The sequence below is a fragment of the Vibrio ruber DSM 16370 genome, assembly GCF_900163965.1.
Classification (GTDB): domain Bacteria; phylum Pseudomonadota; class Gammaproteobacteria; order Enterobacterales; family Vibrionaceae; genus Vibrio; species Vibrio ruber.
On the sequence record NZ_FULE01000025.1, the window covers coordinates 74,666 to 91,770 of the forward strand.

General features: G+C 44.2%; 16 protein-coding genes. 7 read left to right on the plus strand and 9 right to left on the minus strand.

Annotation, left to right across the window (positions count from 1 at the left end; genetic code table 11):
* Nucleotides 1-92 precede the first annotated feature (92 nt).
* From citG to citC, 6 genes are read right to left on the minus strand one after another with little or no spacing between them, the layout of a single operon-like run.
* A complete protein-coding gene (citG, locus tag VR7878_RS08995; RefSeq protein ID WP_370737077.1) occupies nucleotides 93-1,064 on the minus strand; it encodes a triphosphoribosyl-dephospho-CoA synthase CitG in 972 nt (323 codons plus the stop codon).
* The gene (citX, locus tag VR7878_RS09000) at nucleotides 1,042-1,581 is read right to left on the minus strand and encodes a citrate lyase holo-[acyl-carrier protein] synthase (RefSeq protein ID WP_077335417.1); all 540 of its coding nucleotides are present in this window, start codon (nucleotides 1,579-1,581) and stop codon (nucleotides 1,042-1,044) included. Before citX ends, citG begins: the two co-directional genes overlap by 23 nt.
* Nucleotides 1,578-3,104, minus strand: a complete 1,527-nt coding sequence (citF, locus tag VR7878_RS09005; RefSeq protein WP_077335419.1) for a citrate lyase subunit alpha — start codon at nucleotides 3,102-3,104, stop codon at nucleotides 1,578-1,580. The genes citX and citF overlap by 4 nt, the downstream gene beginning before the upstream one ends.
* A 13-nt stretch (nucleotides 3,105-3,117) precedes the next feature.
* On the minus strand, nucleotides 3,118-3,993 hold the full coding sequence (gene citE / locus VR7878_RS09010) for a citrate (pro-3S)-lyase subunit beta (RefSeq protein ID WP_077335421.1): 876 nt from the start codon (nucleotides 3,991-3,993) through the stop codon (nucleotides 3,118-3,120).
* Nucleotides 3,990-4,286 (minus strand): citrate lyase acyl carrier protein, encoded by a 297-nt coding sequence (gene citD, locus VR7878_RS09015; RefSeq protein WP_077335423.1) that lies wholly within the window; start codon nucleotides 4,284-4,286, stop codon nucleotides 3,990-3,992. Before citD ends, citE begins: the two co-directional genes overlap by 4 nt.
* A 43-nt stretch (nucleotides 4,287-4,329) precedes the next feature.
* Complete coding sequence (gene citC / locus VR7878_RS09020) at nucleotides 4,330-5,379, minus strand: [citrate (pro-3S)-lyase] ligase (RefSeq protein ID WP_077335425.1); 1,050 nt, start codon at nucleotides 5,377-5,379, stop codon at nucleotides 4,330-4,332.
* A 279-nt stretch (nucleotides 5,380-5,658) separates the two neighbouring features.
* On the opposite strand from citC, the gene citS reads away from it, so the two are divergent.
* From citS to VR7878_RS09035, 3 genes are all read left to right on the plus strand, one after another.
* A complete protein-coding gene (citS, locus tag VR7878_RS09025; RefSeq protein ID WP_077335427.1) occupies nucleotides 5,659-7,002 on the plus strand; it encodes a citrate/sodium symporter CitS in 1,344 nt (447 codons plus the stop codon).
* Nucleotides 7,003-7,293: 291 nt separating this feature from the next.
* The gene (locus VR7878_RS09030; protein ID WP_077335429.1) at nucleotides 7,294-8,940 is read left to right on the plus strand and encodes an ATP-binding protein; all 1,647 of its coding nucleotides are present in this window, start codon (nucleotides 7,294-7,296) and stop codon (nucleotides 8,938-8,940) included.
* Nucleotides 8,940-9,623 (plus strand): response regulator, encoded by a 684-nt coding sequence (locus VR7878_RS09035; RefSeq protein WP_077335431.1) that lies wholly within the window; start codon nucleotides 8,940-8,942, stop codon nucleotides 9,621-9,623. Before VR7878_RS09030 ends, VR7878_RS09035 begins: the two co-directional genes overlap by 1 nt.
* A gap of 120 nt (nucleotides 9,624-9,743) precedes the next feature.
* Here VR7878_RS09035 and pncA read toward each other — a convergent pair whose 3' ends face one another.
* Nucleotides 9,744-10,367 carry a bifunctional nicotinamidase/pyrazinamidase gene (gene pncA, locus VR7878_RS09040; protein WP_077335433.1) on the minus strand — a complete coding sequence of 208 codons (624 nt, stop codon included), beginning with the start codon at nucleotides 10,365-10,367 and terminating at the stop codon, nucleotides 9,744-9,746.
* Between the two features lie 923 nt (nucleotides 10,368-11,290).
* On the opposite strand from pncA, the gene VR7878_RS09045 reads away from it, so the two are divergent.
* Genes VR7878_RS09045 through VR7878_RS09055 form a run of 3 tightly spaced genes read left to right on the plus strand, consistent with a single transcriptional unit; the run spans nucleotide 11,291 to nucleotide 13,435 of the window.
* Complete coding sequence (locus VR7878_RS09045) at nucleotides 11,291-11,902, plus strand: GNAT family N-acetyltransferase (RefSeq protein ID WP_077335435.1); 612 nt, start codon at nucleotides 11,291-11,293, stop codon at nucleotides 11,900-11,902.
* Nucleotides 11,889-12,749, plus strand: coding sequence for a lysophospholipid acyltransferase family protein (locus tag VR7878_RS09050; RefSeq protein ID WP_077335437.1), 861 nt, complete (start codon nucleotides 11,889-11,891; stop codon nucleotides 12,747-12,749). Before VR7878_RS09045 ends, VR7878_RS09050 begins: the two co-directional genes overlap by 14 nt.
* Nucleotides 12,746-13,435: an HAD-IB family phosphatase gene (locus VR7878_RS09055; RefSeq protein ID WP_077335439.1), complete on the plus strand. Its 690-nt coding sequence runs from the start codon at nucleotides 12,746-12,748 to the stop codon at nucleotides 13,433-13,435. Before VR7878_RS09050 ends, VR7878_RS09055 begins: the two co-directional genes overlap by 4 nt.
* Nucleotides 13,436-13,509: 74 nt before the next feature.
* On the opposite strand, the gene VR7878_RS09060 is transcribed toward VR7878_RS09055, so the two are convergent.
* Nucleotides 13,510-14,190 (minus strand): response regulator, encoded by a 681-nt coding sequence (locus tag VR7878_RS09060; protein ID WP_077335441.1) that lies wholly within the window; start codon nucleotides 14,188-14,190, stop codon nucleotides 13,510-13,512.
* Nucleotides 14,187-15,803, minus strand: coding sequence for an ATP-binding protein (locus VR7878_RS09065; RefSeq protein ID WP_077335443.1), 1,617 nt, complete (start codon nucleotides 15,801-15,803; stop codon nucleotides 14,187-14,189). The genes VR7878_RS09060 and VR7878_RS09065 overlap by 4 nt, the downstream gene beginning before the upstream one ends.
* Nucleotides 15,804-16,074: 271 nt before the next feature.
* Here VR7878_RS09065 and VR7878_RS09070 point away from each other — a divergent pair, with 271 nt between their 5' ends.
* Nucleotides 16,075-17,046: a tripartite tricarboxylate transporter substrate binding protein gene (locus tag VR7878_RS09070; RefSeq protein ID WP_077335445.1), complete on the plus strand. Its 972-nt coding sequence runs from the start codon at nucleotides 16,075-16,077 to the stop codon at nucleotides 17,044-17,046.
* Nucleotides 17,047-17,105: the final 59 nt, after the last annotated feature.

Consider the following 17,105-nt stretch of genomic DNA (forward strand, 5'->3'; position numbering starts at 1 on the left):
AGTAACGTCACCTACCGAAGAAAAAGTACCACCAAATCTATCCAAACTTACTTTAAACCGAATAAAAATGAGCAGCAAAAGGTCAGTAGCCCCTAATCTATCGGGGAAAAGATGCTCTCTAATTCTGCAATCAGCCAAGTCACAGCCAGTAAATCAGCGCTACCGCCCGGGCTGAGATGACGTTCTATCAGGCAACGGTCAAACTGATTCAATGCCATTTCGATATCCGGATGGGCAATTCCCCCGGATGCCAACAGGCTGGACGCATATTGCTGAGCATACAGTAATCCGGCCATTCCTCCGCGAGCAAGCAAATTAGTATCCTGATTATTGGCAATCAGCACCAACAACGTCTGCCACAAAGCTTGTTCTGTCGAGACCCCTTGTGCGATAGCAGATTGGTAGGCCGGTAATGCATGTACCATAATCGTCTCAAAACCCGACGCAGCTTCACCCCGGGCACCGGTCACACCATATTGTTGATAGAGCTTTTCTCCTTGCGTCACCGGTGTACGATGTTTCATCTCCCGCAGCTCATCCCAGACCGGCTGTTGACAACACTGACTCACCGCTGCACTGATAGCTCGAGCGTTTATCTGCTGCTGATTGGCTTTCAACCAACCGACCACACCACCAATGAGCCCCATCGAAAAGATCATCCCCTTATGAGTATTGACGCCCGAAGTGGCCTGAAACATGGTTGTTTCTGCATCAATGCCTATCGGTCGCAACTCATTTAAGAGCGATGAGAGCGGTTGATGATGCTGCTGCCACCCCATCCGAACAAAACTGGTCATGTATGGGGCAAGCGCTTCAGCACTGCGGACAAATAACGCCAGATCCATGTCCTGATGGGCTCCTTGATTTACGGTATCAACCAACCCCGGTTTCGGTGTCAGATGAACTTCTAGCATCATGGCATGATAAGCCAAATGGCCGACGAATTGGTCGAAAGGAAACTGACCTCGATCGTGACAGTGTAACATGCTAATATTGTCACGATTCAGCTCATCTCTATCCCGTTGTTTTTCAAACAGTAAATCAATGACAGCACTCGTCTGCATGAACCATTTCCTCAATTTTCGCCAAAAGCGCCTGCAACGGATGTCGGCGGGAACGGGCACAGATGACCGCATCTTCCTCACAGAGCAAACACTTTCTCCGCCCTATCTGATAAGCTTTACGACTAATACTTTTGCCTTGCTTATCAATCACGTCTAAGTCCATCAGCCGCCCTGTCGGATGCGTCTTCTCTATGTGCATCATCTGCTTCTTGAGTATGGATGCACTCACCCCTTGCACTGCAAATATCCCCTCAGGACCTGTTTTTTCATGATGTATTTGCTGCGCGATGAGTGTCCATCCCTGTTCATGACAAATGGCTTCTAATGCTGCGAGCCCCTGAGCAAAAATTTGCTCACTGACCGCATTCAGTTTTACCGGCCCCGGCATATTGATGCTAAACGAAACCAGAGGAACACCATAAGTTCTCAACCAAGCCAATTGTGTTTTTGCCCGTTGTTCTTTGCATGCAAGTAACTCGCATAATTGGACGGGTGTTTCTTCTGCTATGTGTGTCATTGAGCAACCTCTTTAATCACATCAATGACAGAACCATCCCGGTAACGAACAAAGGCAATTGTTCTGTCAGTAAATTGAATGGGTTCAGGCTTACCGGTAATTAATTCAGCCCGTGCCTGCAATGCATCGATAGAATAAACCGGAATTGAAATTGCATTCAGTCGTTCGATCAGGTCTTCACGTCTCGGATTTACAGCAATACCGTGATCCGTGACTAACACATCAACCGATGCGCCCGGTGTTACCACATTCGTTACCCGCTCAACAACGGTCGGAATCCGTCCCCGAACTAATGGTGCGACCACAATCGTTAAATTCGCAGCGGCAGCAGTATCACAATGACCACCGGAGGCGCCACGAATCACCCCGTCAGAGCCCGTAATCACATTGACATTAAACTGCATATCAATTTCTAAAGCACTGAGGATTACCACATCCAGCCGATCAACAACAGCTCCTTTGGAAGAAGGATTGGCGTATTCATTGGCTGAAATTTCATGATGGTTCGGATTCCGGGACAAAGAGTCAGCAGCCACCGAATCAAAACACTGCACATCCAGTAGTGTTTCGATCAAACCCTGCTCATGTAAATCAACCATCGTGGCCGTAATTCCGCCCAGACCGAAAGATGCCACAATATTATGTTTGATCATCTTATCTTTGAGGAAACGCGTCACCGCAAGAGAAGCGCCGCCGGAGCCGGTTTGCAAAGAAAAACCCGGTTGAAAATAACCGGAATGTTCAATGACCTCAGCCGCATGTTTTGCAATCAACAATTCACGTGGATTGGTAGTCATTCGCGTTGCATCTCCACCGATTTTATCCGGGTCCCCCACCTCTGCGACCTGAACCACTGCATCGACACAGTCCTGACGAATTGAAGCGGGCGCATTGGGATAATCAACAATTGATTCCGTCAGAATGATAACCCGATCCGCATATTGCGCATCAACCTGAGCATAACCTAAAGAACCACAGCGAGATTTGCCTTGAATGCCGTTAGCATTGCCAAACTCATCACTACATGGCACACCGATAAATGCGACATCGATATGGACTTCACCACTTTGGACTAAGTGAACCCGTCCGCCATGCGAATGAATGTGAACCGGCTCTTCCAGCAGCCCCCGGGAAACCGCTTCAGCAAGCTCTCCCCGTAATCCGGAGGTATACATTTTACGGACGACACCATTGCGGATATGTTCAATTAATGGTGCATGAATCGACGTCAGAGAGCTGGAAGCTAAAGTTAAATCTTTGAACCCCATTCTGGCAATCACATCCATCACAGCATTGATAGTTTTATCACCGCCTCGAAATGCATGATGAAAAGAAATCGTCATCCCATCCGCCAAGCCCATTTCTTTAATGGCCTGCTCAAGTGAACCTTTTAGTTTTCTGCCTTTTTTAAATCGTTCTTCAGCCAGATGCGGTGTAATTGCGTTGGCTCTTGTATATGGCGTTAATGAATGGATTTCCAGTTCATCAAGCGAAATAGGATTATTTAACGTACTGACACTCATAACACACTGCCTTCTATTGTTTGATACCGGATTCAGCACGTTGCAATGTCCAGCGTGCACGTTCAATGATTGGGCTATCGACCATTTTCCCGTTAAGAGACACAACCCCTAGCCCTTGCTGCTCTGCTTCTTCAGCCGCTTCAATGACGGCATAAGCATAATCAACCTCTTTTTGGGTCGGCGCATAGACATTGTGAAGTAAATCGATTTGGCGTGGGTTAATCAGTGATTTACCATCAAATCCAAGCTGTTTGATGTGCTCAGCCTCGCGGAGAAACCCTGCTTCATTGTTCGCATCCGAATAAACCGTATCAAATGCCATAATTCCGGCAGCTCGTGCAGCCTGAAGAATACTACACCGGGCAAACAGTAACTCCGTCCCTTCCGGAGAGCGGTTTGTTCTCAGGTCACGGACATAGTCTTCCGCGCCCAGCGCAATCCCGATAAGCCGGGAAGAACTATGCGCGATCTCGACTGCATTATTGATTCCTTGAGCACTCTCAATCGCAGCCAAAAGTTTGGTACTACCGACGGCACGACCACAGGCTCTCTCAATTTCTTCAATTTGGCTTGCCATCAGTGTCACGTCATGAGCCGTATCGGTTTTAGGAAGACGCACAACATTCGCTCCTCCTCTCACGACTGCATTTAAATCATTGATACCGAATCTGGAGTCAATCGGATTCACCCGGACAACTGTTTCAATATCCTGATATAACGGATGTTGCAATGCACGATATACCAACATCCGGGCAGTATCTTTTTCCCGTAGTGAAACCGAGTCCTCAAGATCGAACATGATCGCATCAGGTTTATAGATAAAGGTATTACTCAACATTGCGGCATTAGCGCCCGGCACAAATAACATACTTCTGCGTAATCGACTCATGACAATAAGCTCCAATCAATCTGTTCGACACCACAAGCACGCATTACTGCCGCCTGCACCCGAGCCTGAATCACGCAATCCAAAGCCCCTTTATCTTCAATGGTTAAAATGGCATCGGCAACTTTCAGTTGCTGGAGAGAATCGAGAACAACGTGCCTGATCACTTCACCGAACTGCTGCTGAACCGTACTATCAAGATGAATGATGATGCCACCTTCGTGATTAGGGGCGATTCGAACCTGAAGATCACTGGACTCCAGAGTTCCTGCAAACGCTGGTTGTTTAATTTCCATGGATTTGGCCTTTCTGATTTTAAATTTTTATATGAGATGCCGTTCAGGCCGCAACCGACTTGGCCCTATGGTACTGAACGTCATCGCTAAATAAGATTTTATAGGTGGTTTTCGGTACCAGTTTTGCAACTAGCTCATCCTGTTGCTGAGATAGCAACCGTCGTACTCTGGACGCCGATACAGGCTCACCATCAATGGCTTTTCTTGGCACTTCGACAATTTCAATACGGTTTGACCGGCAAGCCCCTGATGCCAACCAACAATGCATCGACTCGTTATAATGATTGGTTACCGGACAAAGTGGTTCCGTGCCGACATAGCGGTGGGTGATCCCTAAAGCAGGAACAATCCCGTCGCGAAATAGCTGAAGATCCAGTGCTGCATGACAATAATTAATTTTTTTCTGATCTTTGATGAAGTAAGTCGGGAATGTCGCTCTGGAAATCATGTAATCCGAGCCCGGATGAACCGTTACATTTTTCAAGTGCTGTGTACCGGCTCGAATCATGCTCAGCCGTTCAAGATAAGAGAAATCCTTTCCTTCTTCCCGGACAACAAACAGATGAACCCAATCACACTCCGCACAGGCTTTTTCAACCAGATATTGATGCCCCAATGTGAATGGGTTGGCATTCATGATCATGCCACCGATACGTTCTCCGGCCACTTTCATGAGTTTGAGTTGTTGACAGTAGGATTGAAAACGATTGGGACTATTTTCCATGAGAATCATGGCGTCATCGACTTGCGCAAGCGGGAAAAAGCCAGACTGGCGGAATAAATTAAAATTCTGAGGTTTGGTAAATAAAAATAAATTGTATCGTCCTAACTCATAAGCAAAGTTGGTTAATTCGGTCATCAGTGTCAATGATAATCCACTGCCGCGATACGTCTTCTCAATTGCAATCGACTTTAAAACTTTTCCGGCGATTGCACCACAGGCAAGTATCTGTCCAGAGATATGTTTCCCAATCACGAAGTATTCTACATCTTCATCAATATCCAACCCGTTATGTGCTAAAAAGGTTTGAATTTTGTCTATTTTATAGCGATTCGTAATCGGAACTCGAGAAAAGGATATCTCGTCTAACATGACGTACTGCCTCTGTAACTAAATTCATCACGACATAGTTTGCGGTGTTTATATTCATAAAATAATGATATGAATCACTTTATATACGAGCTTAAAAACTCTTTATGAATTTAATGAATTAAACTATTTATCTCATTGTTTTTTAAAAATAAAAAACAATAAAAACCATTAACGCCATTGACGTTTTTAACGTCACTTCATTCAATGAACTTTTTCACAATTATGGATCAATTTTTTATCTAAATTGCTAAATTGAACATCAACCTACGGAAATTGATTATGAATGAAAAAACGTTACGAATAACAAGTGACGCCCCCAGCGCTCATTCGCTTCTGTCACAAATAAAAATATTCGGGATACCATTCCATCTTTTTGCCCTACTATTTCTTGTGGTTTTGACTGCACACATTACCGATACACTACCGAACAATATTGTCGGTGGGTTCTGTTTTATGTTTGTTGTCGGTGCCATATTCGGTGAAATCGGTAAACGTCTACCGATATTCAATAAATATATTGGTGGCGCGCCTGTGATGATTTTTCTGGTCGCAGCTTGGTTTGTCCATATGGGACTGCTAACTCAGAAAGAAATTACCGCGGTCTCCGATGTGATGAAAAAAACCGATTTTCTCGATCTGTTCATCGCGGTCTTGATTACCGGATCGATTCTTGCCGTGAATAGAAAACTACTGTTGCGCTCCTTAGTCGGCTATATTCCAACAATTCTCGCCGCGGTAGCTGGTGCATCGATTCTGGGTATTCTGGGTGGTATGATTTTCGGCATACCGGTGGATCGTATTATGATGCTGTACGTCCTCCCAATCATGGGGGGTGGTAATGGTGCCGGTGCGATTCCTCTGTCTGAGATTTATGAATCCGTAACCGGCGGCTCAAAAGAACAATACTATTCGGTTGCTATCGCCATTCTGACGATTGCCAATATCGTGGCAATCATTGCTGCAGCCGTCCTGAATGGTTTAGGAGATAAGATCCCGTCATTAACGGGTAACGGAGAACTGCTACGCAAGTCAAAATTCGATGTCGGTGAAAAAGCTAAAACACCGACGATTACCCCTCGTGAAATCGCGATTGGTCTTATGCTTGCGGCCTGTGTTTATACGTTATCAGCCTCGCTGTCAAAGCATATTCTCCCCGGATTTGGTGATATTAAAATTCATACTTTCGCTTATATGGTGATCATTGTTGCGCTCATTAACGGTGCCGGTCTCTGCTCTGACGAAATCAAAGAAGGTGCAAAATGTCTGTCTTCCTTCTTCTCGAAACAGTTGCTTTGGGTTTTGATGGTTGGTGTCGGTATTGCCTACACCGATCTCGGTGAAGTCATGAATGCTTTAACTTTCACCAATGTCATTATTGCTGCACTTATTGTATTCGGTGCAATTTTTGGCGCTGCAATCGGTGGTTGGATGATGGGCTTTTATCCGGTTGAATCTTCAATCACGGCGGGTCTGTGTATGGCAAACCGTGGTGGCTCTGGTGACCTTGAAGTGCTGGCAGCCTCTAACCGGATGAATTTACTCTCTTATGCCCAAATATCCTCTCGGCTTGGTGGTGGGATTGTTCTCATCATTGCCAGTGTGATATTCGGAATATTTATGTAATTCTCATTTCTTTGTAGCGTGTCATCCGACGCGCTACAAACCACGATACTTCACGGAATCGTTCATGATATAAGACATCGTATGATAATCGCCTGCCAGCGTTGACCGGAATGAATTGTATTTATCACAATGGTGATGCTGAAAAACGGTTATGGCAATACAAGAAATTAACGCTTAAATGGATTTTGAATCACTTTGATCAATCTATTCATCCGCAGAATCGATATAATCACCTGATAACTATAATCCTTTACCTACAGCCTTTGATAATCATCAGCCTATTATAACGTTATGCTCAAAACGATCTTTCAAGCCGCTCATACACACATATGTCAGAAGCTTTCATTCCGGCTCAGGGTTGCACTTCTGCTTATCTTTGTTATTTCAATTCAATTAATACTGGTCACAGTTTTTTTTCATCTTACGCTCAGTAAAAGTCTCGAACATCAGTTCAGAACCAAAGCCGTTATCCAGGCCAGAGAGATTGCACACAATAAAGTTCTGATCCAAAACATCGAACAACATAATGTTGCAGCGATTCAAGAGACCGTCCATGAACTACAAGCTATCTCCGATGCCGACTTCATTGTTGTCGGCAACAAAAAGGGAATTCGGCTGGCACACCCTGATTCAGATAAAGTCGGTTTTCCTATGCAGGGAGGTGACAACGTTCGGGCATTAAAATACGGGGAATATTACTCGTCTTTAAGAAAAGGCAGTCTGGGGTTTGCGATTCGTGGTAAATCAGCAATTATTAATCAGCACGATGAGATTATTGGTGTCATCTCCGTTGGTTATTTAGTGAATAGTATCAGTGACTGGCTGGCATTTTATTCTTATCCGTTGTTTTATGCCGTATTTGCCCTGCTGATTTTATCCATGCTCGGAGCTTGGTTATTTACCAAACATATCAAACAGCAAATGTTCGACATGGAACCGGAAGAAATAGCTCTTTCTCTGCGCTTACACAGTTCAATCTTACAGAGCGTTTATGAAGGTATTATCGCTGTCAGTACCCAAGGGGAAATATTGTCGGTTAATAACCGTGCACTCAAAACATTAGGAATCGCACATCCCCCCAAGTATTTGCTCGGCAGAAACATTACTGAATTTGTCACACCCGCTTCTTTTTTTATGGGAAGTAACCCGCATGGTCAGACTGATACCAATGATCAACAAGATGAACTGATCACTTGTAACGGAGAAACATTGGTTGCTAACCGAGTCAACATTTGGGAGTACGAAAAACATATTGGCTGGGTCGTGAGTTTTCGTCGACGGGATGACATCAATACCCTGACGTCGCAAATTTCACAAATTCGCCAGCATACGGAAAACCTTCGTGTGCTCAGCCATGAATACACCAATCGATTATCAACTATCGGAGGATTAGTACAAATTGGCGCTTACGATGAAGCCATTCAGGCAATTCAGAAAGAAACGCACAACCAACAACAACTCATCGATTATATTACTCAAACTTTCGGCTCGCGGATTATTGCCGGGCTGCTGCTGGGCAAATACAGCCGCGCGAAAGAACTCGGCCTCCAGCTGGAATTTGATCCGCTCTGTCAGATGCAAAAACAACCACAATGCATGTCATCCGACGAACTGGCCGCAATTTTGGGGAATCTACTTGACAATGCCTTTGAAGCTACTTTAAAAAACGATAGCAGTAATAAAACAGTCTCACTGCTTTTAACCGATGCCTCAGACGAACTCGTCATCGAGGTAGCGGACAATGGTACCGGTATCCCAGAAGAAATTTCTGATTCACTTTTTACCAAAGGTGTCAGTAGCAAGGAACAGCCGGGACATGGTATCGGTTTATATCTCGTTCACCGTCTGGTAACACAGGCCAATGGCACGATATTGATTGATCATGCAGAACCGAAAGGTACCATTTTTTCTATTTTCATCCCTAACGTGAGTACATAATAATGGATGTGTTTGATGTATTGATTGTTGAAGATGAAGTCAGTATTTCTGATTTTCACACTTACTACCTGAATCAAATGCCTAGATTTCGCCCGGTTGGTGTTGCCCGCTCCCTCGCTGAAGCGCGCAACATGCTCCGCTTTTTAAAACCACAATTAATTATATTGGATAATTTTCTTCCCGATGGACGCGGCCTGGATTTATTGAAAGAGATGATCTCTGGCGGGAATATGCCGGACGTTATTTTTGTCACCGCGGCTTCAGATATGGAAACCGTCCGTGAGGCGGTTCGCTGCGGTGTTTTCGATTACCTGTTAAAACCGATTGCCTATGACCGGTTACAAGATTCACTTGAACGATATTTAAAATATAACAATTCGCTGAAAGCTGCTGATAACTTCAACCAAAGACATGTTGATGAATTACTCAACTTTCAATCAAAAGCACAATACCATCAAGATAATCTCCCCAAAGGTATTGATGAACTTACACTGGATAAGATCAAAGTCATTTACCAAGAAGATGATGTAACACACACCGCAGAATCACTGGGTAAGCTCGTTGGCATCAGTAAAACGACCGCTCGCCGATACCTTGAATATTGTACGTCCACCAGCTTCCTTGAAGCGATTATTCAACACGGTCGGGTTGGCAGGCCCGAAAGACTGTATCGTCGGAAGTAAAGCCATGGATGGGTCAGTCCTGTTGCTGACTCTTTTCATATAGCTCCCCCAGTGTCACTTGTTACATCTGCTGTTATTTCTCGTGACCGATTGATTCTTATCGTCTTGCCCCTCAAAGCGTCATGATTCATTCAGTACATATCTCGAATGAATAATCTTGCATCCGGCATTCGCCATTTTCGCCAGCGCTTTTTCTTCATCGTCAGGATCCAAATTCACAGCACGGCAGGCATCCTGAATAACATAAGTTTTAAAGCCAAGTTCAACGGCATCAAGTGCTGTAAACAGAATACAGTAATCTGTTGCAAGCCCGACAATATATAATTCATCTGAATCAATTGTTTTTAAATAATCCAAAAGTCCGGTGGTCTGTCGTTTTCCGTTATCAAAGAATCCACTGTAACTATCAACCTCTGGATTACTGCCTTTGTGAACAATGTATTCAATATGATGTGTTGCTAACCCGGGGATAAATTCAGCGCCCCAAGATGACTGAACACAATGATCAGGCCATAAAATCTGCTGGATGCCATTCAGCTCGATCATCTCCCCGGGAGAAAGATGATATACGGATGCGAAGCTACCGTGCCCTGCGGGGTGCCAGTCTTGCGTAGCAACAACATGGTCAAAACAAGGCATTAACCGATTGATCACAGTGACAATACTGTCTCCATCGGGTACAGGCAATGCCCCCGACGGTGAAAAATCATTCTGAACATCAACAATAACTAAGGTTTGAGTCACTGGTACCTCCTGAATACGCTTCATCACCCTAAAATTGTAACATCTGCAATCACAACATGTATCAGCTAGCGTATTTTACGAGTGCAATATTGATTCTCTTTTAAAGTATACCATACTGAAAGATGACACTCGCGTCCTGAAGTAGATTCGACATGTCAATATTTTTGATAAAATCGGTATCTATAACCGGAAAATCGTTAGATAGACGTCATTTCAAAATCTTTCACTAGATGATCGCATTTAATGCTTATATATATCCAATTTATTAACATGAAAGCGCTAACATTCTTATATAATCCTATCCAACAGAGTAATTCTCACAAAAGAAAAATTAAGAAAAATTTCTCATATTAGAGACTGTAGAGCATATTTTTTATTTTTTTAGATGATTTTATTTTATTTTATATTTTATCCACTACGCCTCTTCCTTCCTAGCGATTGACTAGCCGTATCAAGATCACTTCTCCCTCTTTTGATAATTATGACGATAAGCAACTATTTACATTAAAACCAAGAGCAAATAACTTAAATTTATATGGATAATTCAAAAAGGGAATGTTTTAACTAAGCACCATTCATCTGATTAAAGTTTAACCGTCACTTTTATGCTTCATTATGCACTTTATTACATAGTGACCAGTTGAATAAATTTAGATATTCATATATCAATAACAATAATGATGTAATAAATATGTTTAAAAACATACAAAGAGAGTTCAGCTCCTTACCGAGAGTTCACAACCTTGCCTTCTGTTTCCGGTTATGTGGATCAACAGACGGACAAAAAATAAAAGTATTAGAACGAGATGTAGAAGCATCAAATTGGGTAACCCACTTGAGCAAGTGTCACTCCCATAGGAATCACATTGAAAAATGTGACGATGATAAACAATTGAACAACTGAAGTTTGGCGGTAGGTAGATATGAATAACGTTATATGTAGCAAATATGGCATCACGCTGCGCAAGTGGAATGATGAAGATATTCAGGGGTATGCAACACTGGCTTCCGATGAAGAAAATATGAAGTTTATTTCTTCCGGGCATGCAAGAACCATCGACATCATCAAAGATGAAGTTGAACGATTCAGACAGAATCAGGAACAGAAAGGATGGGCTCGCTGGGTTGTTTCTCAAGGCCCCGGTGCACCTTTTATGGGCTATGCAGGATTTGAAGAGAAGCAGTTCGGGATTAACTTCGGTATGCGCTATTTACCAAAGTACTGGGGAACGCCTTGGACATATCTGGCAGGCCATACAGCATTGTGTTGGGCTTTTGATGTACTGGGGTTCACATCAGTTTATACACTCACAAACATCAAACACACTCGTGCCATTCAGATGAACCTGAAATATCTCAATCTTGACCGTGATCAGTGCCGAGTTGTATCCACCCAATTCGGTGACCATCTGAAAATTGACTACGATCGGGATAACTTCTTCAAAGTCCGAGACAAAAACGAAAGTACCGCTCAAAAATTACATCAGTACATTCAAAAACAAGAAGCACGGGAAACAGTACATGCAAAATCTTGAGCAACCAACGTTATGTCAAGATGTCCCTATCTCGACATTATGTGATGTGAAATTGTGGCACCATTTTTCAGTCCTGACAGTCATGTATATGCCATTCGGCTTTTTATTATTGCTGTCACGTCTGGTGCTCATTGGTGCTTACGGACTCGTGTTTCCGCTCTTTCCTCATGAAAAAAGAAAATCGGTATACCGAGTATTTATTCGTCTACTGGGGATTCGCGTCCACTGTAATATGTCACCGGAAGCTGTAGGTCAGCATACTGCCGGATGTGTTGTTGCATCCACTCACGTCAGTATTTTTGACCATATTCCGGGTTTGGCTATGCCACATGCGACACTGATGATTGATAAAGCAGATAGTCCTCTGGGGAAATTTGTCGGCTATATCTTATTCAAAGGTTCGAACTCTAGCTATTGGCTCGTCAAAAACCAACGGCAGTTAGTCCAGTGTTTCCGTGAGTGGAATAAAGCACCGGAAAATCACGCGTTATACATTACCCCGGAAGCCACACTGAATAACGGTCAGGCTCTGTTCCGTTTCCGTCCTGAATTTATGATTCGCGGACAGCCTGTGGTACCGGTCGCTTTAAAAGTCAGGCTTCCTTTTGGATTATCTCCAAGTCCGATGATGTCGCCGGGATATATTCGCTTCATGACGATTCTCATGATGCCCTATATCCACTTTGAAGTGACTTATCTGGATAAACTTCACTACTCCAAGGAGCAATCACCGCAAACATTTGCAGACACAGTCCAACAGGCAATTGCCGATTATCTCAAGATACCGGCCACCCGCTGGACCAGAGACGATAAATATAGTTACAAAGCGCAGTTAAAACAGCCATGAATGTCATTTTTGATTTTGATAATACATTACTGCCGGAAGAGAGTACGGTAGAAGTATTGAAAATTGCATTGAGTCAGAAGCCAAACGGTCATGAAACAATGCGATATCTGGCAGAAATTGCACCTCGAGCGTTTGCCGGTCGTGCGACTTGGCAAGAAAAGCTGATCATGCTCAGAACTGCGATGTTTGTTAGCAAACAAACTATCGAACAGTATGTCGCAAGCCGGGTGGATGCTCTGGATCCCGTATTGAAAGAAACATTTCGCTCGCTGAACGACAGAGGTGTCAAACTGCATGTTATTTCCGGAGGGTATACTGAATGGATTGCACCTTTATTAGATGCATGGGAGGTTCAATATGAGCAACTCACCGCAAACCGCTTTATCTGGCTGGGAAACAGAGTACTTAGTATTCGCCCTTCGCCATTACTTTCTTCAAAAGGAAAAGTACAGGTGATCGAGCAGTGGAAACGTCAGAATAGAACGACCGGGAAGTTTATCATTGTTGGCGACGGCTCAGCCGATCAAGATACATTACGCTATCACGCCAGCGATGCCTTTGTTTCAGCCGAATATTTCCAGAATAATCAGCTGCCTTCAATGGAACAGATGAGACGGGCTGCGACACCGGCAGAGGTTCGACAGCACATTGATCATTTTTTAACGCAGCTCTCCCCTGCAACTTAACCCCCGGACGTCCTCATAAAATTATCGATACACTCAGTGGGTCATAGGCCCACTGAATTTTTGTCATCTTCATTTTACCCTTTACGTTGATAGCAACGTTCAGGACGACCAACCGTTCCATAATTGACATCTGAGATGAGTTCTCCGGTACCATTCAAATACTCCAGATAACGTCTGGCAGTCGTTCGGCTTGCTCCGATCTGTTCTCCGGCCTCATCCGCAGTCAGCGAAACATTATCTTGAAAAAGCTTGCGGATTTTATCTAAAGTCACAGCATCAATACCTTTCGGGAGTTTCTCCACATTTGTTGTTGATACGACGGCTGAACTGGAAAGCATTTTATCCACTAGCCCCTGATCAAGGCCGCCCGCTTCCGTTAACTGTTGTCGTAACAGCTGGTACTTTTGCATGGCTGACTCAAGACGGGAGAACACCACCGGTTTCAGTAAATAATCAACCACGCCATAACGCATTGCCTGCTGTAATGTTCCGACATCTCTCGCTGCTGTGATCAAAATGACATCACACTGATCTTGATTGTTTCTCGACTGCTGCAAAATATCCAGCCCGGTACCATCCGGCAGGTAAACATCCAGAAGTATCAGGTCCGGTTCAAGCAATGACAATTGCATCTCAGCCTCAAGTTTATTGGTTGCAATGCCGACAACGTCAAACCCACCGATCTGTTCTAAATAACGCTGATGAAGCTGAGCAATCACCAGATCATCCTCAATAATCATGACTCTGGTATTCATATCAATGGTTCCTTGGGCAAATAAACCGTCATTCTTGTACCATTTCCTTTCTTATCGAACATATCCAACTGCCCGTGGTATCTGTCTGTCAACTGTTGCACCAGAAACAGCCCGACACCTCGCCCCTGATGGCTTTTACTTGATACGCCTCTTTCTGTCAGTATATCAACACTGACCCCATCCGGCAGACCACATCCTTGATCATCAACTTCCAGAATGATTTCATTCCCATAATCACTGATCGAAACATCAATAATACGTCGTTCATACGCAATATGTTTAATTTGCCGTACCGATGTCAATACCGCTTCAAAGGCATTGTCAATTAAATTGCCCAGTATGGTCACAACATCTTCAGCATGGAGGTGCTCAGGTAAGGCATCCAGTTTTGTCCCTTCTTCAACCCGAAGCTCTAGCGATAATTCCCGTGCCCGTTCACTTTTACCCAGCAACATACCTGCGATCAATGGATCTTTAATCGCACCGCGCAAAAATTCGATCAATGCCTGATAATGTTCGGTCTCCTGACCAATCAGCTGTTGAACGGCTTCCAGTTCTCCCATTTGAACTAACCCGCTGATCGTATTTAGCTTATTTCTATGTTCATGCGTCTGCGAACGCAATAACTCCGCATAAGCTTTCGTTTGGGAAAGTTGCTCGGTTAAGTCGTTGATTTCATCACGCAGCCGGAAACTGGCAACGGCACCGACGACACGCCCGTCGACAACAATCGGGCTTCGGTTAGCAATCAGCCATTGATGATTGAGATACAACTCAATATCACTATCGGTTCGCCCGGTTTCCAACAAGGTGTAGAGATTGCTGTCATGTAGCGAATCAGTTAATAAACGATTCAGCGCCTTGCTTTTATCAATCCCGAGAATTTTGCAGGCACTCCGGTTGATCGAACGAAGGTACCCCTTTTCATCAATACTCAAAATGCCTTCTTTTAATGTACTCATCGTGACATCGAGCTCTCCGTAGAGACGGCCGATCTCTTCAGGCTCAAAACCTAAAATTGCTTTTTGAAAACGTCGGGAGATGTAGCCGGAGATGAGTCCATTTACAATCACTACCAGCACCACAATAATCAATAGATAATGCAGATAAGGTTCAACCCTATCTTGTAACCGTTCAATCAGATAGCCAACTGACACCACACCAATAATATGACCGGAAGCGTCAACGACAGCGGATTTCCCCCGTACAGAACGGCCTAAAGAACCGTGCGCAAAGGAGATATAAGACCGGCCTTCCCGCAGGGCTTGCTGATTATCTCCGCCAACCATCGGCAGACCAATCCGCTGATTCAAAGGGTGAACCAGTCGAATCCCCTGGCGATTGCCGATGACGATAAATGCAGCACCAATCATATAAGTCAGATCGCGATAATATTGTTGCTGGCTGGTATCTTCCTGACGAATCATTTCAATGACGGCCGGGGATTCAGACAAGAATTTAGCGACGCGCAATGCCTTCTGCCCCATGTCTTCTTCTTGCTGATGGCGAATATAGGAAAAACCGGCCAATGCCAGAATCAGTAACTCAACGAGCCCTGAAAACGTCATGATGATCAACATCCGTTTACGGAAACTAATCTCATTCCATGTCATATGTACCTCCGGAAAAGAAGCCGTACATTAACACTTATCTAACATTGTTAAGAGGAATAAGACCAATAACTGTGATTGATTCAACGCATTACGCATCATGACCAATATGAACAAAATATATTTAATGCTCTTTATTCTCTTTTATCACCATAAACAGGACAAATAATTAACATTTGTATAACTTTTGTCATGCAATCGCGAATGAAGTGATCCATCAATACAAACAATAAAGCGAATAAAGCATCAATTGCACACTGCAAAAGGAACGTGAATTATGAAGCAACTGAAAACCCGCCTGATCATATCCATGCTCACCGCTGGCTTTTCCATCAACGCACTCGCAGCAAATATTGAAGAAATCCACTTTCTGGTTCCCGGTGGTGCCGGTGGTGGCTGGGACATGACCGCACGAGGCACAGGTGATGTACTGTACAAATCCAAACTCATTGATAACGTCTCTTTTCAAAATATGTCCGGTGGCGGTGGCGGAAAAGCAATCGCTCATCTGATTGAAACCGCAGACCGCCAGCAAGATACCCTGATGGTTAACTCCAGCCCCATCGTCGTCCGCTCCCTTTCCGGTGTTTTCCCTCAGTCGTTTCGAGATATGACCCCTGTCGCTTCCATTGTGTCTGATTACAGTGCCATTGTTGTGCGTGCCGACTCAAAATATAAAACGTGGAAAGATATCGTTGCCGACTTCCAAGACAATCCACGGAAAGTCAAGATTGCAGGGGGTTCAGCCCGGGGAAGTACCGATCATCTGGTCGTTGCAGAGGCATTCAAGAATGAAAATTTCGACCCGAGAGCGGTTCGTTACATCGCATATGATGGCGGGGGTAAAGCAATGGCCGCCCTACTATCGGGAGAAACACAACTCCTCTCAACCGGTTTAGGTGAAGTACTGGAAATGTCAAAAGCAGGACAAATCCGAATTATAGCTGTCACTGCACCTGAACGGTTACCTTCAGCTCCCCAGATTCCGACGTTAACCGAATATGGCAACTCAACGGTTTTTGCTAACTGGCGTGGTTTCTTTGCAGCGCCGGGAGTCAGCAAAGAAAAAGTCGCGGAGTGGGACAACGTGCTGGAAAAAATGTACCAGACCCCGGAATGGAAAACACTTCGGGATCGCAACGGTTGGGTTGATAACTATAAACCCGCGCCAGAATTCAATGCATTTCTTGAAAAACAGGAAAAGCAGATGGGAACCCTGATGCGTGAATTAGGTTTTATCCAATAACTTTCCTGCAACCGGAATACCAACTGTCATATACAGGTTTTTGCTGAATCCTTTGTTGC